General features: G+C 65.7%; 21 protein-coding genes. 11 read left to right on the top strand and 10 right to left on the bottom strand.

The window, feature by feature from the left end:
- Positions 1 to 48 precede the first annotated feature (48 nt).
- From IPP90_06165 to IPP90_06185, 5 genes are all read left to right on the top strand, one after another.
- Positions 49 to 672, top strand: coding sequence for a hypothetical protein (locus tag IPP90_06165; GenBank protein ID MBL0170307.1), 624 nt, complete (start codon positions 49 to 51; stop codon positions 670 to 672).
- Between the two features lie 65 nt (positions 673 to 737).
- Positions 738 to 1781 carry a histidine kinase gene (locus IPP90_06170; GenBank protein MBL0170308.1) on the top strand — a complete coding sequence of 348 codons (1044 nt, stop codon included), beginning with the start codon at positions 738 to 740 and terminating at the stop codon, positions 1779 to 1781.
- Positions 1778 to 2527, top strand: coding sequence for a response regulator transcription factor (locus tag IPP90_06175; GenBank protein MBL0170309.1), 750 nt, complete (start codon positions 1778 to 1780; stop codon positions 2525 to 2527). Before IPP90_06170 ends, IPP90_06175 begins: the two co-directional genes overlap by 4 nt.
- Before the next feature lie 161 nt (positions 2528 to 2688).
- Positions 2689 to 3264 carry a sigma-70 family RNA polymerase sigma factor gene (locus IPP90_06180; GenBank protein ID MBL0170310.1) on the top strand — a complete coding sequence of 192 codons (576 nt, stop codon included), beginning with the start codon at positions 2689 to 2691 and terminating at the stop codon, positions 3262 to 3264.
- Entirely contained in the window at positions 3261 to 5795 is a 2535-nt protein-coding gene (locus IPP90_06185; GenBank protein MBL0170311.1) for a serine/threonine protein kinase, read from the top strand. The genes IPP90_06180 and IPP90_06185 overlap by 4 nt, the downstream gene beginning before the upstream one ends.
- Here the strand turns inward: IPP90_06185 and IPP90_06190 are convergent.
- The 6 genes from IPP90_06190 to IPP90_06215 all read right to left on the bottom strand — a co-directional run bounded on the left by IPP90_06190 (position 5775) and on the right by IPP90_06215 (position 14300).
- The gene (locus IPP90_06190) at positions 5775 to 7496 is read right to left on the bottom strand and encodes an FG-GAP repeat protein (protein ID MBL0170312.1); all 1722 of its coding nucleotides are present in this window, start codon (positions 7494 to 7496) and stop codon (positions 5775 to 5777) included. The two genes, IPP90_06185 and IPP90_06190, sit on opposite strands and share 21 nt — an antisense overlap.
- Positions 7497 to 7663: 167 nt before the next feature.
- Positions 7664 to 8623, bottom strand: a complete 960-nt coding sequence (locus IPP90_06195) for a carbon-nitrogen hydrolase family protein (GenBank protein ID MBL0170313.1) — start codon at positions 8621 to 8623, stop codon at positions 7664 to 7666.
- A gap of 58 nt (positions 8624 to 8681) precedes the next feature.
- The gene (locus IPP90_06200; protein ID MBL0170314.1) at positions 8682 to 9845 is read right to left on the bottom strand and encodes an HlyD family efflux transporter periplasmic adaptor subunit; all 1164 of its coding nucleotides are present in this window, start codon (positions 9843 to 9845) and stop codon (positions 8682 to 8684) included.
- Positions 9846 to 9857: 12 nt separating this feature from the next.
- Positions 9858 to 12230: an FtsX-like permease family protein gene (locus IPP90_06205; GenBank protein MBL0170315.1), complete on the bottom strand. Its 2373-nt coding sequence runs from the start codon at positions 12228 to 12230 to the stop codon at positions 9858 to 9860.
- 7 nt (positions 12231 to 12237) lie between these two features.
- A complete protein-coding gene (locus IPP90_06210) occupies positions 12238 to 12984 on the bottom strand; it encodes an ABC transporter ATP-binding protein (GenBank protein MBL0170316.1) in 747 nt (248 codons plus the stop codon).
- Between the two features lie 23 nt (positions 12985 to 13007).
- On the bottom strand, positions 13008 to 14300 hold the full coding sequence (locus tag IPP90_06215) for a universal stress protein (GenBank protein MBL0170317.1): 1293 nt from the start codon (positions 14298 to 14300) through the stop codon (positions 13008 to 13010).
- 185 nt (positions 14301 to 14485) lie between these two features.
- On the opposite strand from IPP90_06215, the gene IPP90_06220 reads away from it, so the two are divergent.
- Positions 14486 to 14983: a hypothetical protein gene (locus tag IPP90_06220; GenBank protein MBL0170318.1), complete on the top strand. Its 498-nt coding sequence runs from the start codon at positions 14486 to 14488 to the stop codon at positions 14981 to 14983.
- 9 nt (positions 14984 to 14992) lie between these two features.
- Here IPP90_06220 and IPP90_06225 read toward each other — a convergent pair whose 3' ends face one another.
- Positions 14993 to 15430, bottom strand: coding sequence for a CBS domain-containing protein (locus tag IPP90_06225; GenBank protein MBL0170319.1), 438 nt, complete (start codon positions 15428 to 15430; stop codon positions 14993 to 14995).
- 105 nt (positions 15431 to 15535) lie between these two features.
- On the bottom strand, positions 15536 to 16798 hold the full coding sequence (locus IPP90_06230) for a serine hydrolase (protein ID MBL0170320.1): 1263 nt from the start codon (positions 16796 to 16798) through the stop codon (positions 15536 to 15538).
- A gap of 94 nt (positions 16799 to 16892) precedes the next feature.
- Between IPP90_06230 and solA the strand changes: the two genes are divergently transcribed.
- Positions 16893 to 18026 (top strand): N-methyl-L-tryptophan oxidase, encoded by a 1134-nt coding sequence (solA, locus tag IPP90_06235; protein ID MBL0170321.1) that lies wholly within the window; start codon positions 16893 to 16895, stop codon positions 18024 to 18026.
- A gap of 33 nt (positions 18027 to 18059) precedes the next feature.
- On the opposite strand, the gene IPP90_06240 is transcribed toward solA, so the two are convergent.
- A complete protein-coding gene (locus IPP90_06240; GenBank protein ID MBL0170322.1) occupies positions 18060 to 18221 on the bottom strand; it encodes a hypothetical protein in 162 nt (53 codons plus the stop codon).
- Positions 18222 to 18342: 121 nt separating this feature from the next.
- Between IPP90_06240 and IPP90_06245 the strand changes: the two genes are divergently transcribed.
- The 3 genes from IPP90_06245 (at position 18343) to IPP90_06255 (ending at position 21355) form a co-directional block, all read left to right on the top strand.
- A complete protein-coding gene (locus IPP90_06245) occupies positions 18343 to 18750 on the top strand; it encodes a hypothetical protein (GenBank protein MBL0170323.1) in 408 nt (135 codons plus the stop codon).
- 80 nt (positions 18751 to 18830) lie between these two features.
- Complete coding sequence (locus IPP90_06250; GenBank protein ID MBL0170324.1) at positions 18831 to 20813, top strand: multicopper oxidase domain-containing protein; 1983 nt, start codon at positions 18831 to 18833, stop codon at positions 20811 to 20813.
- Positions 20814 to 20824: 11 nt separating this feature from the next.
- Entirely contained in the window at positions 20825 to 21355 is a 531-nt protein-coding gene (locus IPP90_06255) for a nuclear transport factor 2 family protein (GenBank protein MBL0170325.1), read from the top strand.
- A gap of 9 nt (positions 21356 to 21364) precedes the next feature.
- Here IPP90_06255 and IPP90_06260 read toward each other — a convergent pair whose 3' ends face one another.
- Positions 21365 to 22492, bottom strand: coding sequence for a DUF4185 domain-containing protein (locus IPP90_06260; protein ID MBL0170326.1), 1128 nt, complete (start codon positions 22490 to 22492; stop codon positions 21365 to 21367).
- Between the two features lie 96 nt (positions 22493 to 22588).
- Between IPP90_06260 and IPP90_06265 the strand changes: the two genes are divergently transcribed.
- Positions 22589 to 23740, top strand: a complete 1152-nt coding sequence (locus tag IPP90_06265) for a beta-lactamase family protein (GenBank protein MBL0170327.1) — start codon at positions 22589 to 22591, stop codon at positions 23738 to 23740.
- The last annotated feature ends 9 nt before the right edge of the window (positions 23741 to 23749 follow it).

Raw genomic sequence — 23749 nt, forward strand, 5'->3', positions numbered from 1 at the left:
CGTCCAGTCAGTCACCTGCTGACCCATCGCGATCAACCCGGAGTTTTCATGACCCATACCACACTCGCCCGCCGTCGCCCAACGTCTCACGCCCTGGTCGCGATGTTCGCGCTGCTACTGCCTGCCGTCGCGATTGCGCAGCACAGCGGTACGGCCGCACCGCCGCCGCCGATTGCACCCAAGGAAGGCGTGCAATTCGATTTTCTGGTTGGCCAGTGGGAGCTCGTTGGCCAGCCACAGGCGACCACGCTGGCCCAGCGGCTGCACGGCGTCGGGAAACTTCCCGGCACCTGGAAAGCATGGCGGGCACTCGACGGCTGGGGCATCGAGGACGAACTGCGTCTCACCGATGCCTCCGGCAATCCGCTGCTGCTGGCGCACACCGTACGCTACTTCGACTCGGCCGCTCGTCGGTGGAGTCTCTCCGCTGTGGACGTCTACAAGGGCATTGTGTCGTCGTCTGCCGCTGAATGGAAAGGCGGGGAGATGATCGTGACGGGGAGCGGCAAGGATGCTGAGGGGAAGGCCTACATTTCGCGGGCCACATTTTCCAAGATCACGCCGACGAGCTTCACGTACCGGCTCGATCGCTCGTATGACAACGGGACGAAATGGACCGAAGGTGTCACGCGAATCGATGCCAAGCGCGTGGCCGCCGCCGCACCGCGCTAAGCCGCCTTCGGACGACGATGTCGATGGCCCCTGCCGCTTCGTCAACACCGCGTGCACGTTGGTGGATGCCGAAGATCTGGGTCTGGCTGCAGCTGGTGATTGGATGGCTCCCAGTGTGGGCACTCTACTCCACGCTTATCGTCACCGCGCATCCCGGCACGACGGTGCATTCGGCCGTGTTCGCCGGGATGCGCGCCGTGGCCTGCGCGGCGGTCTTGGGACTCGGCGTGAACCGGCTCACGCAGCGCTTTCCGTGGCCGGTGCCCATGCACCCGCGTTTCATCGCGCTTCATGTGGCTGCCGCGCCACTCTATGCCATTGCCTGGATGGTACTGGCCGCACTGCTTGAATCGACCCTGCTGACGGTGCACTCGGGTGGTCTGCAACTGGCCATGCGGGCACCATTGGTGCCGTTCCTCGTCATGGGCGTGTGGTTCTACGTTATGGTGGCGGGTGTGACCTATGCGTCGCAAGCGGCGCAGCGTGCGGCAATTGCCGAAGCGCTGGCGGTGACGTCCCGAATGGCCACGCTACGGTCGCAACTCAATCCGCATTTCCTATTCAATGCACTCCATACAGTGGTGCAGCTCATTCCGCTTGAGCCACATCGCGCAACACAGGCAACGGAGCAGCTGGCGGGACTCCTACGCACCAGCCTGGAGGAAGACCGCGACCTCATTCGGCTTGACGACGAGTGGGCGTTTGTCGAGCGCTACCTCGCTTTGGAGCGTCTCCGATTTGGTGATCGGCTGCAGGTCACGATGGACATGGCTGACGATGCGCGTGACGCACTGATTCCATCATTTGCGCTTCAGACGCTGGTTGAGAATGCCGTACGCCATGGTGCGGCACCGCAGGTCGAGGCCACGTCGCTGCACATTCAAGCGCGCGTCGATGGCACCACACTTACCGTCGTCGTGCATGACACGGGGGTCGGTGCCGACTCGACAGCGCTCGCGAACGGCGGTACCGGGCTGGCGCGCTTGCGAGACCGATTGCGCGTGCTGTTCGCCGATCGCGGCGTCCTGCGTGTCGACACGCGGTCAGGGCACGGCTTCACAGCCACCATTGCGGTTCCGCGAAACGCCAACGCCGAGCGCGACTCGTGACCGTCGAGCATCGCGTCACCGCGTTGATAGCCGACGACGAACCTCTGGCCCGCGCCGGTATGCGGGCCATGCTGGCGCCCATCGAATGGATCACCTGCGTCGGCGAGGCGGCCAATGGTCCCGCGGCCCTCGACGCGATCGACACGCTACGCCCGGAACTGGTGTTCCTCGATATCCAGATGCCTGGAATGCTGGGCACCGAGGTCGCGCGACGAGCCACGCATGATCCGTATGTGATTTTCACGACGGCGTGGGCGCAACACGCCGCCGAGGCGTTTGAACTGGGTGCGCTGGATTACCTGCTCAAGCCATTCGGCGCCGACCGATTGGCATTAACACTCGAACGGGTTCGCGCCTCGATGAGTGAACCCGTGGTGGCGCCGGCACTGGATCGTTATCGAGAAACGTCGCGCGGCGGACCGATCAGTCGCGTGTTCGTGCGCTCAGGTCGCGCCATCATTCCCGTTGCCGTCGACAGCGTGTCATGGTTTGAGGCGGACGGTGATTACGTCGCGGTGCATGTGGGGCGCGCCCGTCATCTGGTGCATGTGGCACTGTCACGCCTCGAGACAAGACTGGATCCAGCGCGATTCGCGCGCATTCACCGCACGTCGATTGTCAACCTCGACCATGTGAAGGCGTTCAAGCGCTTGGGCAAGGGACGACTGGTGGCCGAATTGACCGACGGGACGCTACTCGATGTGAGCCGCAGCAAGGCCCGGGAACTCCGCGCCCTGGGCGAATAGCGCGCGGCCGGCGGGTGGGCGTCCGGTGGATGCGACGCGTCGTGAGCCAGTTCGGCGCCACCCGTCGCCTGTGTGAGTGCCGCCATGACAGACCCAACACGACTTGCCGACGGAACGTGCTGCGCCGTAGCATTGGCGCATCATGAACTCGTTCCGATCACATGTCTGACGCCGCACACCAGTCGCCGATCACCGCCCTGCTGTCGGACGTGCAGGGTGGCGTGCCGGGCGCCGCTGACCGACTCGCCCGCGCCGTCATGGCGGACGTCCGGCGACTGGCGGAGCGTGCCATGCGACACGAAGCGCCCGGGCACACGCTGCAGCCCACGGAACTGGCCGACGAAACACTGTTGCGCTTGCTGGGCATGACGCAGATCACCTGGCAGAATCGCGCGCAGTTCTTCGCGGTGGCCGCGCAGACCATTCGCCGGGTGCTGGTCGACCACGCGCGGTTCCGTCGTCGCCTCAAGCGCGATCATGGCGTGCGCGTCACCCTGGACGATGCCATGGCCATCGCCGCCGGCGGTGATGTGGATGTGCTGTCCCTGGAGGACGCATTGGTCCGGCTGGACACGCTGGCGCCGCGACAGGCGCGAGTGGTGGAACTGCGATTCTTTGGCGGGCTCGACATTGAGGAAACCGCGCGGGTCCTGGACCTTTCGCCAGCCACCGTGAAGCGCGATTGGACGTTTGCCCGCGCGTTCCTGCTCCGCGCGCTCACTGAAGATCCCGCGTGACGGATATCGGCGACGAACTGACGGCGCGCCGTTTCGAACGACTGGAGTCGCTCTTTGCCGAAGCGCTCGAGCTGGCGCCAGCGGCGCGTGACGCGCTGGTGTTATCGCAAACGCAAGGCGATGCGGTGCTGGCGCGCGAGCTGCGCGCCCTGCTGCTGGCGCATGAACGATCCGAGTCGCTGAGCGGCATCGCCCAGCCCATGCCATTCGACGCCGAGACCGGCGCCGGGACGAGACTGGGCGCGTTTGTCGTGGGACGTCGCATTGGCATGGGGGGCATGGGCGCGGTGCACGAAGGCACGCGCGCCGATGCGCAGTATCAGCAGCGCGTGGCCGTCAAGTTTCTGCGACGGAGCGCTGACGACGCGATGGCGGTCGCGCGGTTTCGCGCCGAGCAGCAGTTCCTGGCGTCGCTGCAACACCCGAACATCGCCGCGCTGCTGGACGGCGGCGTCACGCCAACGGGCACGCCGTACTTCGTGATGGAGTATGTCGATGGGGCACCGCTCACGACGTGGTGTGATGAGCGTGTGCTCCGCGTACGTGAACGATTGCTGCTGTTCCGGCAAGTGTGCCTGGCGGTGCGCGCCGCGCACCAGCGGTTGGTGGTGCATCGGGATCTCAAGCCCGGCAACATCTTCGTGACGGCAGACGGGACGGTCAAGCTGCTGGACTTTGGCATCGCCAAATTGCTGGACGAATCGGATACGGAGTTGCGGGTGGATGTGCCGATCACGGCCATTGGGCAGCAGGCATTCACGCCGGAGTATGCGGCCCCCGAGCAAATCTGGGGCGAAGCCGTTGACACCCGGGCGGATATCTACGCGCTTGGGGTGGTGCTGTATGAGTTGCTGGCGGGCCGACGTCCGTTGGCGTTCACCAGCGCGTCGCCGATGACCATGGCGCAGCAGATCCGGACTGCGACCGTGCCTCGATTGGGCGATGCCATGGACTCCGATCGGTGGCGCGTGTTGGGGGAACGCTCGCCAGAGCGGGCGCGTCGTCGGCTGGCCGGTGATCTGGACGCCATCGCCGGTGTGGCACTGCGCATCGAGCCGGCGCGCCGCTACGCCTCGGTGGATGCATTGCTGGACGATCTGGATCGCTATCTGGACGGTCGTCCCGTCGCGGCACGTCCCGATGGCGCCTGGTATCGGGTGCGCAAGTTTGTCGCGCGACATGCGCTGGAGACGGTGGCCGGAAGTGTGGCGCTGGCCTCGCTGGTAACCGGTGTGGTGGTGTCTCAGCGGCAGGCGCGCCGCGCCGAGTCGGAAAACGCGCGGGCGCGCGAGGTCACCGCGTTCCTGACCACGATGCTGGGCGCGTCCAATCCCGAGTCGTTTGGCAAGGACATCACCATGCGCACCGTGCTCGACTCTGCGGCGCGTCGACTCGATGCGCAGCAGCTCTCCCCGTCGTTGGACGCGGAAGTGCGCAGCATTGTCGGTGGCACTTACCTGGCGCTTGGCGAATTTGCCGAAGCGGAACGACAATTCGTGCGAACGCTGGCCGAACGTCGACGCTCGGCGCCTGGCGGTGACTACGAGACGGCCGTGACGCTCAGTCAGCTCAGCCTTGTGCACGAGAACAGCGGTCGGTATGAGAAGGCTGATTCACTCTTGCTGCAGGCCGAGCAGCTCTACGAGCAGTTCCCACACCCGGACGCCCTGCAGGAGGTGGCGGCCTTCGAGAATCGCGGACGCGTCTTGTTTCGGCTGGGACGCAACGCCGAGGCACTGACGGTGCTGCGTCGGGCATTTGCCGTCAGTCGCGAGCGCGGCAAGGCGGACGATCCCGCCATGGCAACCACCTATATCAATGCCGCGGCAATCACCAGCGATATGGGTGAGAACGTCGAAGCCGATAGTTTGGCGAAGCGCGGTTACGAAATTGCGCGACGTGCCCATGGGGACGACTTCCCACTGGTGTGGTCAGCGCTGGCCGTGCGATCGGGCACCCTTGAACGACTGGGGAAAATGGACGAGGCCGAGTCGATGCTGCGCGCGGTGCTCGCCGCGCGGAAGCGCATTCTGGGTGAGACGCACTCTGACTATGCGTTCACCATGTTCAACCTGGCGGACCATCTGTTGCGGAAGGGTCAATGGGCCGAGGCGGCCGACCTCTCACGTCGAGTGCTGGCCTTGCGAGGCACAACGATAGACGATACGCACCCCGCGATCGCGGTGAGCATGCAGTATCTCGGTCGAGCCCTCGGACACCTGGATTCGCTGTCAGCCGGCGAGCGCTGGTTGCGTGCAAGTCTGGCGCTGCGCACCAGAAACCTCCCGCCGGGCCATTGGCTGCTGGCCTCAAGCGAGAGCGCACTGGGTGAGCATCTGGTGCTGGCGCACAAGTTCCCCGAGGCGGAGCGTTTGCTGCTGAACGCCGAGGCGAAACTCGTGGCGAGCCAAGGCGAGAAATCGCCAGTGGTGCGAGATGCGCGAGGGCGAATCGTCGCGCTGTACGTGGCCTGGGGGAAAGCACGCGAAGCGGAGAAGTGGCGGACGACGTTAGCGTCCGGGTCTCCCTGAAATCACCCACATCCGTCCGCTGCGAAACCCCCTCACGTTGCTCCACGACGACGTGATCAGAAAGTCGATGGTGCCGTCACCATCGACATCACCAATGCCCGTCGCGTCGAACCCCAGCGTTTCGCCGGCGATGCGTCCGGTGATCGTGCGCATCACCGTGCCGTCTTTGCCGGAATACAGATAGACTTTCCCTCCCGACTGGGCGACGCGCGAATACTGCCACGCGCCGATCAGCAGGTCAGCGTACCCGTCATGATTGACATCGCCCACGTCGGCCGAGCCAATGCCGAAGCCGTCGCCTGCGTGTTCACCGGAGAGTGTGAAGAACGGTCGGCCGTCCGAGCCGGAGCGCACGTAGACGCGTCCCGTTGACGGACCCTTGCCGGCGTCAGAGAAATCGGCGGCATACACGTCCAGGACCCCATCGCCATCCACGTCGCCCACGAGTGAGGTGAACATGGCACCGAGCGCGCCACCGGTCTCGTCGGCATCGATCCTGAATTGCTCGGCGTGCGTGGTGGCGTCGTACACATATACGCGACCGGCCGCCGGCGAGGTCCCACGCGTGGCACCGGATCCAGGCGCCCCCACCAACAGAGGTGTCGCGCGCCGGTTCTTGGAGCCCGCGACGATGCTTCCGAATGCGTCACCGGCCTTTTCACCATCCAGCGTGAACAACAGCGTGCCGTCCTTGCCCGAGAAGACATACGCGCGCCCTGCGCCAGCGCCCTTGGCACTGTTGTTGGGCGCACCGACAATGACATCGGCCATGCCATCGCCATTCACGTCGCCCGCGCCCGCGGCGCTGCTCCCGAATCGTTCGGCGGTGTCGCGACCGGCGAGCGTCTGCAGCACATGGCCGTCGCGTCCAGAATACACGTACGCCCGGTTGCTGCCCGGGGCACCAGCAATCGCGTCGCCGGCGCCGTCACCATTCACATCGCCGGCGCCTTCCAACCCAAGTCCGAGATTCTCACCCGCGGCACCCGTCTGCATCCACAGGAGCCTGCCATGGCGGCCTGAATAGACGTACACGCGACCCGGGCCGATGGGTTGTCCGTTCGCCCCAAAGGTGGGTGCCGACGCAACGATGTCGGTGACCTTGTCGCCATCCACATCGCCGATGCCGCGGGCAATCCAGCTGAACTGATCGCCCTTGGTTTCGCCGGTGAATTCGCGCAACACCTTCACGGGCTCGACAAAGGGATTGGTGAAGTCGGCCGGCGAAAACATCAGGGCGGCGAATCGTGCGTCGCGTTGCAGTGCCTCGAAGTCCTTGGCGTTGCGCGCCAGTTCCATGTCGAACACACCGGTTTTCTTGAGCCGGTCGAGCTGCTGCAATGCGTTGTCTGCCTTGCCCTGCACGGCGTAGATCGCGGCCGCATTGAATATGGCCTGCAACTGCTGTGGCGGCGGCTGTGTGATGGCCAGAAACGTGGCCAGCGCCTTGTCGAGATCGCCCTTCTGTCGGTAGGCGTTGCCGAGCACCACGCGACCGAGGAGCGCTTGCGGCTGCCGTCGGAAAAAGTCTTCGAGGGTGGCGATGGCGCTGTCGGGCTGTCCGGCACGGAGCGAGGCCTGCGCTTTGGCAATCTCGGCGGGCACGCCGCTGCCCTGCGCGGCCGCGGTGTGCACGGAGAGGCCCAGCAAGGCGCTGAGCGTGCCAAGCTGCCAGCGAGTCACTTTCGATGTTGCGCGCATGGGCGATTCGAGAGGTGGGATGCTTGATGCGCCAGAACGATTGAACCGCCAAGTTCGCCAAGTGCGCGAAGTTGACATCGAACGAGCAAACCGAACTATGCAAGGTGGAACTTTGCGCACTTGGCGACCTTCGCGGTTCAAATTGCTCACCGCCCAGCCCCGAGCCGTCAATCCACCAACCGTACGATCGATTGCCGTTCGCGATTCACCGTCAGTTGAAACACATCCGGCCGTCCATAGTGCCCCGCCACGTCGAAGTTCTGCCGCTCCTCCCGTACCCGCCGATGTTCGATGTCGGCCAGGATCAGGCGCTCCTCGTTGGCCACCGGCTCGATGAGCCAGGATCCATCAGGCCCCGCCAGGCACGATCCGCCCTCGGCCATCACTTCAGGCAGGCGTTCGCGCAGCAGCGCTGCGTGCGGCATGGAGTCGGTCACGTCGGACCGCCGCAGCAGGCCGCTCACGGACATCACATACGAACGGCTCTCCCGCGCGATGAATCGCGTGATGTGTTCCGTATTGCGGACACTGCCCGGCCAGATGCCGATGTGCAGGTCTTCGCCTTGTGCATACAACGACGCGCGGGCCAACGGCATCCAGTTCTCCCAGCAGTTCAGTGCCCCCACCGTGAACGGGCCAAGCGCATGCGTCCGGAGGCCGTGTCCATCGCCGCCGGCCCAACTGAGGCGCTCCTCGTACGTGGGCATGAGCTTGCGATGCACCGACTGAATGGTGCCGGTGGCATCGATGTACACCAGACTGGCGAACAGACTGTGCCCACCACGGTCGGCCGGGCGCTCCATACAGCCTACAATGACTGCGATCCCGCGGGCTCGGGCCGCGTCGCACACGCTCGCCAGATGTCCCGTTTCGATCTGTACCGCCTGATCGAGATAGCGCGCATGGAGCACCTTCTGCACCGCGGAGTCGAAGCGCGCGCCGTCGGTCCACTCGATCCAGAACGGATAGCCAGGGACGAGCGCCTCGCCAAAGGACACCAGCTGCGCCCCGTTATCGGCCGCTTGATGGATGAACGCAACCACCTTGGCCACGGTGGCGGTTCGGTCAAGCCAGATGGGGGCAATCTGGGCGCCCGCAATGCGCAGAGTATCAGAGTTGGCAGTCATGACCCATCATCTGCCACCTGGGGCGCGAGTGGTCAAGGGCGCAGCCACTGCCGAGCCTTCATCGCGGTCGCACGCGGAGTCCATCCGCGATCAGATCACCCGGGTATACCACGACGCGGTCACCGTCAGCGAGTCCTTCGCGCACTTCCACCACGTTATCACCTCGCTCTCCCACCTTCACCGCGCGACGTCGAGCGCGACCGCCGGTGACGACATAGGTGAACCACTGCTCACCGTCACGGACGAGCGCGCCAGCGGGGATTCGCACCACGCGGGGTGACTCCCACACCGTGACGCGGGCGTGCACGCGATACTGGTCGCCCACATGGGCCTCAGTGGCCGGGGCCGTGGCGATGATATTCACCCGCTGTTCCTCGACTCCCAGCGCCGAGACCTTCGTAAAGGCCGACGGTTCCACGCGGCTCACTCGGCCGCGCAGCGTGTCGTCGCGCTCCCCGAATGTCAGGGACACCGCTGCGCCCACTCGTACGCGCCCCGCGTCCGACGTGAGGAGCGGAATGACGACCTCAAGATCACGCGGGTCTCCAACCTCCGTCAACAGCGCGCCCGGAGCCACGACGCGTTCGTGTTCTTCGAACACACGCAGCACGGTGCCACCCACGGGTGCCACGATGCGCATGGCGTTGCGAGTTCCTCCGAAGGGGGCAACGACCGCGCGAGCGCTTTCCATCTCGTATGTCGCGGCCCTCGCTCTGAGGCGGGCACCGTCGAATTCGCTTTGACGCCCTGTGACGGCATCACGCGCGCGCTCGAGATCCTGGGGTGACATGCCACCCGCCTCGACCATGTGTTGCGCGCGCGCAAGCCCACGGGACGCTTCGTCAAGCGCCGCGCGGGCTGCCGTGACCCGGGTTTCCGCTTCGCGTTGTGCCGCCTCGGCGGCACCAAGCCGTGCCCGGGCCTGATCCTGCGCCGACGCATCCAACGGCGCCGGAAAGAGGGAGCCCAGCGCGTCGCCCGCACGCACAGCATCCCCGGCGCGGAGCGCCGACGGTACCCAACGGCCGCCCACCGGTGCGCTCACGTCGGCGTGTCCGCGCACCCGCGTGGTGCCGTCTTCGTCAACCGATACGCGCAACGCGCCGACGGTCACTGTGCCCATGTCCACATCGGTCGCCTTGGTACGTGACAAGGCGATCCAGGCGCCGCCGCCGATCAGCGCTGTGCCGACGATCCACCGCCACCTGCGCGTGATGTTCATGGCAATCGCCTCTTATTCACGGGTCTTGAGGACAGCGACGAGATCGAGTTGATCGAGCCGCCGTCGTACGAGTACGGCGGAACCCAGTCCGGCCACGACCAGCAGAAGCGCCGAACTCAGGAACGTGCGGGGATGGATCACGAAGGGCAGCCGAAAGAGCTCTGAGCTGAAGCCCGAGACCAAGAGCCAGCAGAACATCGCGCCAATCAGGTAGCCGACCGGCACGGCGGCGAATCCCAGCGCGAGCTGTTCGCCAAACAGCATGCGCGCCACCTCGCTGCGGGTAAAGCCGAGCACACGCAGACTGGCAAGCTCCCGACCACGTTCCGACAGCGCGATGCGGGCGGTGTTGTACACGACACCCACCGCCAGCGCGCCAGCGAACAGGAGCAGGGTGAACAGGGTCACGTTGAAGCTGTCGGCCATCATCTTGTCGAAGTTGGCGACGACCGCCGCACGCGCACCGACACCCGCAACGCCGGGAAAGCGCTTGAGGCGCGCGTACGCGGTATCCTGCCACTCTGCCTCCACGGACATTACCGCGCCGTCCAGCACGTCACCCTCGCCAACGAATCGCCGCAGCTCGTCGGTCGGGAGGTAGGCGTTGGTGCCCACCAGGTCATTCAGCAGCGCACCAATTCGCATGGGCGCGGCATGGCGACGGCCGGTCAGCGCTTCAACACGCACGGTATCACCGACGTGGACGTCGAGCAGCGTTGCCAGGGAGCGGGAGATCAACAGGCCATCGCCGGGCAACTCCACCCGCCGACCGTGCGCATCGACAACGGGTCGGAGCCTGGCACCGCCGTCGACCGCGACGAGGCCGAGCTGTCGAGTGTGTTGTTCATGTTGAACACGAACCGCAGCCGCGCGCGTGGCCTCGACGCGCGTAACGCCGGGAAGATGCGACAGTTCGCGCAACGCGTTCTCGCCGCGCGGACCGGTGAACGTCACGGCGATGTCCTCGCGCTGCGCGTATTCAAACTGCACATCCCGCAGCGTGCGAATGGCGTCGAACTGGAACGCCCCCACCATCATCACGGCGACGCCGAGCGCCATGCCCAGCACGCCCAACGCAGCGCGGAGCGGACGGCGTTCAATGGCGCGAAGGGTCATACGGCCAACCGGCGACAGCCAGCGATCGAGATGCATCGACTCGGCAAGGCCCGCCCGGTAACGGGCTGGCGCTTCGGGGCGCATGGCATCGGCGGCCGGCAGGCGGAGCACGCGGCGAACGGCGCTCACCGCGCCGAACAGCGCCGCCAACACGCTGATGCCGACGCCGATCACGATCACCGAGAGGTGCGGTTGGAACGGTGCGTTCGGAATGCGATAGTAGCGCGCATACAACCCGGCCATCTGTCCGGCCAGCCACAGGCCGAGCACGCTCCCGGAGAGCGCACCCGCCAACACCGGTCCCAACGCGATGAGGGCGTAGTGGCGCGCCAACTCCCAGGCCGTCAGCCCGAACGCCTTGAGCATGCCGATCTGTTCACGTTGTGAGGCCACAATGCGTGACAGCACGATGTTCAGCAGGAAGGCGGCCACGCCAAGAAAGATTGCGGGGGCTGCCGTGGCCATCGCCCGCGCCTGTTTGATTTCGTCAGAGAGAAAGCGATGGGACATCTGCAGCGAACGCCCGTACGCGCCGAGCGTGCCATACCGCGCCAGCAGCACGTCGAGACGCGCGATGACCTCTGACGCCGAGGCGCCTTTGGCGAGCGCAATGGCCGCTTGATTCCACGCTCCTTGCATGCCGAAGGCCGCGCGTGCCGCATCCTCGGCAATCCACACGATGCCATAACGCTGGTTGTCGGGGAAGAGATCCGTAGGACGCATCTCCAGCACGAACTCCGGCGACAGCGCCGTCCCCACGATGTGCAGTTGTCGCCAGCGGCCGTTCACCACCGCGCCCAGTGAGTCGCCGGGCGCGAGGGCGTTGGCGTTCGCAAATCCCTCGCTGATGACGACGTCATCGTCATGGCCCGTGGCGAGGGCGCGCCCTCGACGAATCGTGATCAGGTCGAGCGCCGGTACTCGCGAAGTCGGAAGCCCGACGATCAACCCCGTGGCCGGTTCGGGAAGCCCCGGAACGTCGAGGATCACTTCTCCGGACACCCGCACCTCGACGGCCGTGACCCCCGGCATCGCGGCGATCTCCCGCAGGACGGAGACGGGCGCGCGCTTCACGTTGACCCAGAGGTCGGCAAACCGCGAATCGCGATAGTACGCCTGTTGCGCATTCGTCAGATGCGGCACCATCGAGCGCATGGACACGAAGCTGGCGACGCCGCACAACACGACTACGGCAATCGCCAGCGCCGGACCCCTGAGGTGCCATACATCTCGGATCGCCTTGCGATCGAGCGGACGGAGAAAGCGCATGGACGATCTACCACGCCAGCGTCGACGGATCAGCCGGCGTCGCGTTTTGCACCACCTCGACGATCCGTCCGCTACGCATCTTCAGCACGCGATCGGCCATGGCCGCGATCCCCACGTTGTGGGTGATGACGACCGTGGTCGTGCCCAGCTCGCGATTCGCGCGGCGGAGCGCGTCGAGCACCAGCTTGCCGGTTTCGAAATCGAGCGCGCCTGTGGGTTCGTCGCACAGCAGCACGTCGGGGCGCTTGGCGACCGCCCGCGCAATGGCGACGCGCTGTTGCTCGCCACCTGACAGCTGGGCGGGAAAGAAATGGAGTCGCTCGCCGAGGCCGACGAGCCGCAGTGCTTCGGCCGGATCCTGTGCCGCGCGATGGTGTGGATCCTCCGTCGTCAGGTCGGTGACCAGTTGAACGTTTTCCAGCGCGGTCAAACTGGGAATGAGGTTGTAGAACTGAAAGACAAACCCCACGTGCTCGCGCCGGTATTGCGTGAGGTCGCGCTCGGTCGCTCCGGTGAGGACGTGATCGCGGAAGGTGACCGTGCCGCCGGACGGCACGTCGAGTCCGCCGAGCACGTTGAGCAACGTGGACTTGCCACTACCCGATGGACCGAGGATGACGACGAACTCTCCGCCAAACAAGTCGAGATCGATGCTGCGCAGCGCGACGACCTCGATGTCGCCGGATCCATACACCTTGTCGAGGCCCTGTGCGTGGAAAAGCACCTCCCCGCGATCGGCAAACGAGCGGCGGATTTCGCTGTCGACCGCGACGCGGGTCACTCGAGTGCCACGAGGGTGTATCCGGTGCCGTGTACCAGTCGCAGCACCCGATCGTGTCCAGCTCCGTCAATCGAGAGATCGATCTCGGAGACGCCGGTCACACTGTGGGTCAGGTGGGCGCCAGCCAGCTGCGACGCCCCGAACATGAGCGATGCGACACGCGCATGGGGGTCATACGTGGCGCCAACGAAGGTGAGCGCGTGCCCGAGCACCTGGGCGCCAAGTTCTGGCTGATGAATCGACACGGTACACGGGTGGCCCCGGTGTCGGTCACTGAATGCGCTCAGCTCGGCGTCCCGTGCCCCAGTGGCAAAGATCCGTGTGTGACCCGGATCGAGTGCCCGGGCGTTCGATGCCGAGGTCGTGCGCGCCGACCCGGGCACGCACAAGACGGAGCACGGCGCGCCGCGCACCAGCACGCTGGCCACGCTCCCCAGCAACAGGCGCCGCACAAACCCGTAACCATGTGTCGCCGACACGATCAGGTCGGCGCGCACCGACTCGGCATACCGCAGCAGTTCGTCCGCCGCATTGCCGGTGAGCAGCGCCTCCTCAAACTGCAGTTCCCGACCGTCCAGCAGTTCACGGATCTCGACAAAGCGATGACGCGCCTGCTCGCGAAACGCGACGGCGCGTTCGCGAAGTATCGGATCGGTCTTTTCGAATTCCGGTCCGACATTCACCAGGTGAACCGTCGCGTCCGGCGCGATCAGGGAGACGGCGACGCGCGCCGCATACACGCTGTACTCGCTGAGGTCAGTGGCAATCACGACGCGGCGCGGGAGCCACGTCAGTCCGGGCTCCACCGCGAGAATCGGTCGATCGCCCAGCTGCAACATGCGAAGGATGGTCTCCCCGCCCAGCAAGCGCCCAATCGCCCCGTGGTGTCCGCGCCCTGCCAGCACCACGCGCGCGTCGACTGTGGCCCCGTAGTCGACAATCTCCCGTGTCGACTCGCCACCCCGAACGATAACCGGCCACCCGGCATTCGATGATACCAGGCGATCCAACTGGGCGCGCACGGCCACTTCGCGATCAAGACGCGGCCCGTCGTCGGGTTCGGACGGCATGGGCATCCCGTCAAACGCATACATCGACGTGGCGAACGGCCCCAGGACACTGATGATGTGGACATCCGCATGTGTCTGAGCCGCCACCACCTGCGCGAGGGGAAAGGCCGCATCCGAATCCGGCGATGTGTCCGTCGCGATCAGAATCGGACCGGTGGGCAGCGCTGTCGCTCCGTACTTGACGAATGCGCCACTTGAGGATTGAACGGTTTCAGTCATTGCGAACTCCCGAAAGAACCGGTGGACCGGATGGCCCCACAGTGTCTGATGAGAATGTCGACATTGTTCGAACCGGAGTATCGGGGACTGCCTGACGGGGGATAGTGCAGGCGGTTGTGAGGGAGCCGCCGACAATGGTCGGCGCGCCAGCGGCTAGCGTGCAGGCACCGCCCTCCGAGGTTCCCATGCGTGCGATCTCCACTGGTATTGCGCTGATTGCCGGTCTGTTGGCGACACCGCTCACGGCCCAGCCCATCCTGTCAATCGGCACGCGGGTGCGCGTCTGGATGCCGGACTCGGTCCTTCCCATTGGCATGAGGGATGGTGGCGGGATTCGCGTCGGGACCGTCTCCGCGATGGACGCGAGTGTGCTGCAGCTCCGCTCGGATGCCACGGCGCCGCTTCGACTGCCTCTGGCGACATTGACGCGTCTTGAGGTCAGCGCCGGACGATCGTCGCATCGAACGGCCGGTGCCGTCGTCGGCGGTTTGCTCAGCGGTGCGGCGTTCGTGGGACTCGCCTGCGGATTCACCGACGGATCGTGTGCCGTGAATTCCGGCAATGTCGGAGGCTTTCTCGCGTATTACGCGATTGGCGCCATTCCTGGTGTGTTCATTGGTCGCGCGATCGGCGGACACCTGACCGGCGAAGAGCGTTGGCGCGAGGTGTGGCGGAAACCCTGAATCCCAGGCCTACGCCATCCGCGGAGAGAGTGCGGCGTCCGGCAATTGCTCTACGATGCCCAGCAAATCGGCTTCGGTCACAATGCCGACCAGGTGGCCGTCCTCAAGCACGGGAAGGCACCCGATCTTGAGCGAGCGCATCAGGTGGGCTGCACGCTGTACCCGTTCAGATGGTCCGATCGTCGCGGCGGGACGATGCATCAATTGCCGCACCTCACTGGCCGCCAGATGTTGGGCGCGCTCGACCTCGGATACCCTGATCTGGAGCGACGAGATGGCGGCGGCCATCAAGTCCCGGTGGCTGACAATGCCCACCAGTCGGCCGTCCGCCTCAACCACCGGCACGTGACGGACGTGTGCCCACTTCATGATCTCGTCGACGGCGCGCAAGTGCTTGTCGGCCCTGATGGTGAACACCTTCCGCGACATCACGTCTCTCACCAGCATGTGAAACCCTCCGCAGTCAGTCAGCACAGGGGACGCCAAACCACGCCTGCATACTGTGCCCGTACGCCCGAACGGCCCATCAGGTGTTTCCGGACACCTGCACGTTCACCGTCTCCGCACAGACTCGACCACCGCGTCGAAAAACGACCAGTCGTCGATCACCGCGCCGCCGGTTGGCTTGGGTTGCGCACTCTGCACCACAATCACGACCTGCGCCGCCGGATTGATGTACAGGAACTGACCGTGGATCCCCTCCGCTGCGAACGCGCGGTCGGCCAATCGCGACGAGGTCGTGCCCGTCCACCACAGGTACCCGTAGTCCAACGCCTTCCCGCCACGCAGTGTCTTCGGACTGCCCGCCTCGGCCACCCAGCCGGCGGGCAGGATCGACCGGCCGTTCACTACGCCATCTCCCAACACGAACAATCCGAAGCGACCGAAGTCGCGCAAGGTGGCACTCAAGCCACTGCCGCCAATCTCCACGCCATCGGGGGCGTCCAGCCACCACTTCGCTTCTGATTCCATGCCGAACCGACTCCAGATCTTCTCCGAGAGATAGGTCGCCAAGGGTTCGTTCACGGCTTTCCGCAGAATCTCGGCGGCGACCTGCGTCTCACCCGTGTTATAGGTGTTGGCCGTACCGGGTTCGCTGATCCGCGGCAGCGCGGCCATGAGGACCATCGCCGATCCCGCCTTGAGTGACAGTTGCGCCTCGAGTAAACGTCGTCGATCGGATGCCGGGTCCGTGTACGTCTCATTCCACCGCACACCCGACGCCATCAACAACACGTCGCGGATGCTGACGCCTTCGTACGCGCTGCCCGTCAACACCGGCACATACTGCGTGACCGGGTCCGACAGCGAAGCGATGGCGCCGTCCTTCAACGCGACACCGATAAGGGTGGACGTCACCGACTTGGCCACCGACATGGACATCCATCGGGTGCGCGCGCTGTTGCCAAACTGATAGCGCTCCAGCTTCACACGTCCATCCTTGAGCACGAGCAACCCAGCGACGCGATTCAGTCGCAGGTAGTCGGCCAGATCGTAGTCGTGTCCGTGGTCACGAAAGCGCACCGTGCGCAACGGGGTGGTTGCTGGAGGCAGGCGCAACGGTTGCGTCGCCGGTGCAACCGTGCGGGTCGGCAGCAGTCGGTCAATGTTGCGAAAGGTGTTGACCGCCATCTCCGGCGACAACACGCCGTCGTAGATCTGTCGCAGCGTGCCAATGGGTTCGGCGGCATGCGGATAGGGCGCGGTGCGCGAGCCCACCGGGACCCGCTGTTGTGCGCGCAGTGCGGACGGCAGGAGCAGCAGCGCAACCAGTGTGGCCGCGTGCGACCAGACGATGCGTGGAGGGAACGACATGGTGTTTCTCGCGAAGAGGTGGGGCAACATAGCTGCCGACACGCCGATCCGGCGCAATTGCCTACGACCGGAATCTCATCTAGCCTTGCACGGTATGACGACCTCCTATGATGTGATCGTCGCCGGTCTTGGCGCGATGGGCAGCCTCACGCTGCATCAGCTGGCTCGGCGCGGGCACCGGGTGCTGGGTCTCGACCGTTTCGACCCGCCGCACGCGATGGGTTCTTCCCACGGCCAATCGCGCATCATTCGCGAGGCGTATTTCGAAGACCCGCGCTACGTGCCCCTCGTTCAACGGGCCTACGCATGCTGGGCCGAGCTCGAGGCAGAGCGCGGTGCCACCATCTTCCGGCAAACCGGCGGCTTGATGCTGGGCCCGCCCGATGGCACCCTCGTGCGCGGGGCCCGGCTCAGCGCCGAGCTGCATCGGTTGCCGCACGAGCTGCTCGACGCGAAAGAGGTTGCGCGTCGGTTTCCGGCCTTTCGGCCGGACCCCGAGATGGTCGGAGTCTGGGAACCGCGGGCGGGCGTCCTCCTGCCGGAGATTGCCATCGAGAGTGCTCTCACGGTGGCCCGCCGGAACGGTGCCGAGGTGCATACCGGGGAATCACTGGTGGGCTGGAGCGCCATCGCCGGGGGCGTGGAGGTGGTGACCACGGCCGGCCGTTACACCGCCGCGTCGCTGGTGCTATCCGTCGGCGCCTGGACACGCCAACTGGTTGAGGAACTGGCGCTGCCGCTGGTGGTGCAGCGGAACGTGCTCCTGTGGTTCGCCCCGGTCAGGACGCCGGAACGTTTCACGCCGGACGCCTTCCCGATCTTCATCAGCGAGCACGACCCGGGGCAGATGTGGTATGGGTTCCCCGACCTCGGTGACGGGGTCAAGGTGGCACGTCACCATTTCGGCGGAGCCACGCATCCCGACTCGATCGATCGCGACGTGTCGATGGATGAAGTGGAGGGCGTTCGCGCGATCATCCGTCGCCACATCCCCGACGCCGACGGCATGCTTCGCCAGACGGCGGTATGCATGTACACGAATGCGCCGGATGAGCACTTCGTCATCGGCCGTCATCCGGGACATCCGGCCGTGATCGTGGCCAGCCCGTGCTCAGGTCACGGCTTCAAGTTTGCCAGCGCCATTGGTGAACTGCTGGCGGACCTGGCGACGGATAGGGAGCCGTCGTTTGACCTCTCGCTGTTTGCGCTGGACCGGTTCGGCCGGTAGGCCGACCCTGCGGAGGCCGTTCAGCGGCGGTCGTCAGGTGCCGCGACGTCCACCGTTCTTGGACTTCGTGGGGGCTTTCGCCGGCTGACGGGGGTTGGGCTGGGGCGCCCGCTCGGCGGCTGGCGCGGACTTGGCTCCCGGCAGCGGCTTGGCGCGCGAAAAGTCCGGGATCGCGCTGTGTTTGTTCTTCTTCATAATTGAAAGATAATCCCGGCGGGCGCTTGGCACCTGCCCAAATGGCCAATTGTGCCGTACTCTTGTTCGACTCCCGGTGCTTCGGCCGGGGCGGGCACGACTACTCTCCGGACTGGAAACGATGCGACACGCACTCATGTACGTCGGCGGCTTCGAGCGCAACTTCAAGAACCTGACGACCGCTTCGACGACCTTCGAGGGGAGCGACGGCAAGTCCCACCCGTATCCGGCGTGGCCGACGAGTGCGAATGGCCTCCGCATCAGCTACATGGAAAAGGCGGGCAAGAAGTTCGTGGCCGTGCGCGTGGCCGATGGGACCAGCGACGTGGTCCTCCAGAACGAACTGGTGATGGTCCCGGGCGAGCACTTCGGATTTGGCGTGCACCTCAGTGGCGAGCCCACGAGCATCGAGGACAACATCGCCATCATGAAGATGCTTGAAGACATCATCAAGAAGAACATGGGGCTCAGCACGCAGCTCATGGAGATCCGGGCCCGGTTCAAGGCCGCAGCGACGACGAAAAAATAGGGGCGCTGGTCGCGTCGCTCTGACGGTGCGAAATGGGGGGAGCGCGTGGCCTTGACTTCGGCGAAGAGATAGTCTTCGCCATGCGTCCCTTGCTCCCTGTCGTTCTCGCCGCGTTTGCCATGATGGGCCGACCGGCGACATTCGCCGCGACACCGCGACGCAGTGCACCACTGCCGCTCGCGCAGCTGGAAGACAACCGCCGTGCCGCAGGCGCGCGCATTGCCGACACACTCAGGGTGTCGCTGAGCATACGCGAAGTGCGCTGGCGCCCCGAGGGGTCAGCGGGCGCCGAGCTCAACGCCTTTGCGTTTGTCGAGGATGGCCAGCCGGCCAAGGTCCCGGGGCCGCTGTTGCGGGCTCCCGCGGGCACCAGCATGCACGTTACCCTGCACAATACGCTCAGCGTGCAGCTGGTGGTGTTTGGCCTGCACGATCATGCGGCCAACCAGGGTGTGGACTCGATCACGCTGGCCGCGGGCGGGCGCGCGACCGTGTTGTTTCGGGTGACATCTGCCGGCACGTACTACTACTGGGCACGCGTGCGGCCGGCCGTTCAGCACCCCACCGCACCGGTGCCCGACGACTGGCCGAGTGGGGAAAAGGGCGAAGGTCCGCTGGTGGGCGCGCTGATTGTCGACACGGCAGGCACCGTGCCGCCGCGCGGTGAGCGCATCCTGCTGATCAGTCGCTGGCTCGACGACGACGATGCGCGGGTGCATCACGATCCCGCGTTCAAGATGATGATCAATGGCGCCAGCTGGCCGAATACCGAGCGTTTGCGCTACACCGCCGGCGAAACCGTGCGCTGGCGCGTCATCAATGCCAGTGCCGCGCAACACCCGATGCACCTGCATGGTTTCTATTTCACGGTGACGTCGCGTGGCGATGGGAACCTCGACTCGCTCTACACGCCATCGCAACAACGGCGCGTGGTGACGGAGATGCTCCCGGGGAACGGCACGATGTCGCTCACGTGGGTCCCTGAGCGCCCGGGCAATTGGCTATTCCACTGTCATCTCGTGCGGCACATGGCACTGGTGCAGCGCATCGAACCGCGCGCCGGCACGACAGCGGGCGGCCACGCGATGTCGTCCGTCCATCATGCCGAAGAGAACATGGCGGGACTGGTGATGGGGATTCAGGTCGCGCCTCGCGCCGGCGCAGCGGCCGCGCGATCGCTCGCGCTGGCCGCGGGCCGCAACCCCGGAGCGCCGGCCATGCGGTCGCTGCGCGTCGTCGCCACGCAGCGTGCGAACGTGTTTGGCAGCACGCCCGGTCATTCGTTCATCTGGCAGCAGGGTTCCACGACACCGGCGCGTGATTCGATGCAGTTCCCCGGCTCAACGCTCGTGTTGCGTCGCGGCGAACCCACCGCCATTACCGTGGTGAATCGCTTGTCCTCGCCGCTCGCCGTGCACTGGCATGGCATGGAGATCGAAAGCTGGTTTGATGGCGTCGGCGGCTGGAGCGGAGCAGGCCGCAGCGTGCGGCCGCCAATCGCGCCGGGCGATTCGTTTGTCGTGCGACTCACGCCGGCGCGCGCAGGCACGTTCATCTATCATACGCACGATGAGGCGGGGAGCGAACTGTCCACGGGCTTGTACGGCGCGCTGATTGTCGAAGAACCCAACACGCCGCGCGACACCACGCGCGACCACGTGATCGTGATGGGATTGCTGGGCGACGCCACCACGGGGGCGCTGGCCATCAACGGGCGCACCGAGGCCGTACCACTCACACTCACGCCGGGGAAGCACCGGCTGCGTTTTGTCAGCATTCCCGTCGATGAGCAGATCCGCGTGGCGTTCGTGCGTGACTCCGTCGTGCAGCAATGGCGCTCGCTTGCGATCGATGGCGCGGATCTGCCCTCCGGGCAGCAAGCCACGGGCGCTGCCCGGCGCACCGTCAGTGCGGGCCAGACGTTCGATGTGGAAGTGACCATTCCCGGTGGCGCGCCGGCCGACTACGCGCTGCGCTTCACGACGTTCTGGTATCCCACCGATCCGCGGGGTCGAAACGACGCGCCCGTGCTGCGCGTGCCGATTGTCATCCGCCAACCGTGAACCGGGGCCTCATGTCGCGCCCATCACATCGGCAGACCGCCCGTGCCGGACTGATCCTGCTTGTCGCCAGCATCACCCCGCGCCTGTCGGTGAGCGCGCAATCAGTCGGGGCACCGCTCACCGCCGCCGCCGTTCGCGCGGCCCGCGCGCGCTCGAATAATGCCATCGCCGTGCACGACACCGCGACGCTGGTGGCGCTCGCGTCGCCCTCGTACCACTCGGTGAGCTCGCGCAATGTGCACACCGACGGGCGCGCCGAAGTTGGCGCGCAATATGGCGCGCAGTTTGCCGCGCTCCCCGACGTGCGGTACGTGCGCACGCCGCAGGCGGTGCGCGTCTATGCGCCGTGGGCGATGGCCGACGAGCGCGGCACGTGGGTGGGCACCTGGACGGAGCCCGATGGACCGGTCGTCATCCGCGGGAATTACAGCGCTAAATGGCGCCGCATTGACGGCGCCTGGCTGCTTGAGGCGGAGGTGTTCACGCCGTTGTCGTGCCGCGGGTCGTCGTACTGCACCAAAACGCCGGACCAGCCGAAGTAGGCCGCGTCGTCACCGGCTGAAATGCACTGCGGTCATACGAGGCCAGTACAGCGTACGCTGACCGCTTACACTGAGCAGGTCGGCAAACGTGAAGCTGTTCGCCACGTGCGTCACCAGCAGATCGCCACCAGGCCCCGTCAACGTGGGATGCGCCTTGGCCGCATACACGAATGGCTGCGCGGCATCTGACTCCGGTGGACGATACACCGTCATCGGCGCGGTCCACGGCCCGGTGATGGCCGGCGCGGTGCGCAGGCCAATCGTCGTGGCGCCGAATCCATAACTGGCGACGTGCACAAACACGTGGCGCTGCGCGTCCCAGTGGATGGAGCACTCAGCCCCGGCGTCGTCCATCACGGCGGTGGGACCGCTGGTGCCAACGGCGGTCGTTGGTTGCCACCCTGTGGTTGGCCCCGTCCACCACTGCGCCGCTGACAGATTGCCGCTGGCGAGCGCACCGGCCGAGTAACGCACCAGCAGTCCGCGTTTGGTGCCTTGCGTGGGCACCGCCAGCGCCACGACCTGATCGCCATCGCGCACCACCGCCGTGGCGGGAATCGCATCGAAGGGCAACGATGGCCCGTCCACCATGCGCACGTGCCACGCGCCGGGTTCGGCGTCGGGATTGTCGATCACCGCCAACGCATATCCGGACACCACGAACCCGAGGCCGATGCCGGGCGTCGACCGCACCGACGTGAGGAATACCACCAACGGTCCTTCCGTCAGTCGAAGACCATGGCCAGGCCAGTACCAGTTGGTGCCGACACCAGGGAAAAACGCGGTTGGTGATGATGCGTTGGTCTGATTCCACGCGAACGCCATGGTCGCGGTGACCGGATCATTCCCCGTTTGCACGGCGATGGTATTGCGCGGCAGCCGGGCCGTGCTGCGCACTGGTGGTTCACCGGCCGACACGAAGGAGTCGCCAAACAACCAGAGTGTGCGGCCCGATGACAGCGGAATGGTGAGTGCGGCGTCGCCACCCAACCACCGACGGTCCTGTCGGAAGAGCGTATCCGCGGCGGCGTAGGCGCGGCCCACGGCCGTCAGCGCCACCGGCGGCGCGATCGTGGTGGACGAGTCGCACGCGCTTGCCGTGATCCCCAGCAGGGCAATACCGCCTCGACGTCGCATACATGGTCCAGGGGCTGAGGTCCTGCCGAAACGAAGTGCGATTCGTCGCGTACGGCAAGGACGTGAGTCGTCGTCGCCTCTTTGTCGGGAGTGTTCATGCCTGGATCATCCCGCGCGGCTCGTCTGATCGCGGCAGTCGGTGCGTTCGGTGTCAGCAGTTGCGTCGCCCATCGGTCTGGCGGTGCGCCACTCGATGGCCAGCGTGCCCATGATCCTGCGGCAGCGGCGTCGCTGGCTCAACAGGTGGAGGCGCTTCGCGTCGCGCAGCGCATCCCGGGACTCGCGATGGTCGTGTTGCGAGACACCACGGTCGTGTTGGCGCGCGGCTTCGGTTATGCGAATGTCGAGCAACAACGACCGGTGACACCCGAGACGCCGTTCAACATTGCGTCGGTCAGCAAACCCATCTCCGCCGTGGTGGCACTCCGGCTGGTGCAGGATGGGCGGCTGGACCTCGACCGGCCGATGCGCCGTTATGAAACCTTCGCCGAGTTTTGCGAGGAGGCGCGTGCAAACGGCGGTATTTTTTTCGGGGACTATGCGTGCACCGGCGACGCACTCACCTTGCGGCATGTGCTGTCGATGACCGCGAATGGCCAACCGGGCACACGATTCTGGTACAATCCGCCGTCGTACTCGTGGGCCTCGCGTCCGATGGCTGAGGTCACGGGCGTCGCGTTCTCGAGTCTGGTTGACTCGCTCGTGATGCGGCCGGCCGGCATGCGCAACGCGGCGCGTGTCTTTCGGCGCCTGCCGTTGCGTCCTGAACTCGCGGCACTGTTGGCGGCACCGTATCACGTTGACTCGACCGGACAGACGGTGCGGTCCGACCCGCCGCCGTCGCAGGGCGATGGGGCGGCCGGCGGCGTGATTGCCAGTGCGATGGATCTGGCACGTTTCGATATCGCACTGATGAGCGGCCAATTGCTCAATCCCGCGATGCGGGCACAACTCTTTGCGCCGACGCGCACTCCGTCCGGCGCGTCCTTGCCCTATGGACTGGGGTGGTTTCTCGCCGAGCACGAGGCACGTCGGCTGGCGTGGCATACAGGAGTCTGGGAGGGTCAGTACTCGGCACTGTACCTGAAAGTGCTGAGTGACCGGCCCACAGAGCGTGTGACGCTGATTCTCCTGGCCAATAGTGACGCGCTGCAGTGGGCGAGCCGGCTTGATGAGGCCGCGATTGAACGGTCACCGTTTGCGATGGCATTCCTGGCGACCTTTCCCTCTCAATATTCCTCAAGATAACAACTCGGA

This window comes from Gemmatimonadaceae bacterium (genome assembly GCA_016720905.1).
GTDB lineage: Bacteria > Gemmatimonadota > Gemmatimonadetes > Gemmatimonadales > Gemmatimonadaceae > Gemmatimonas.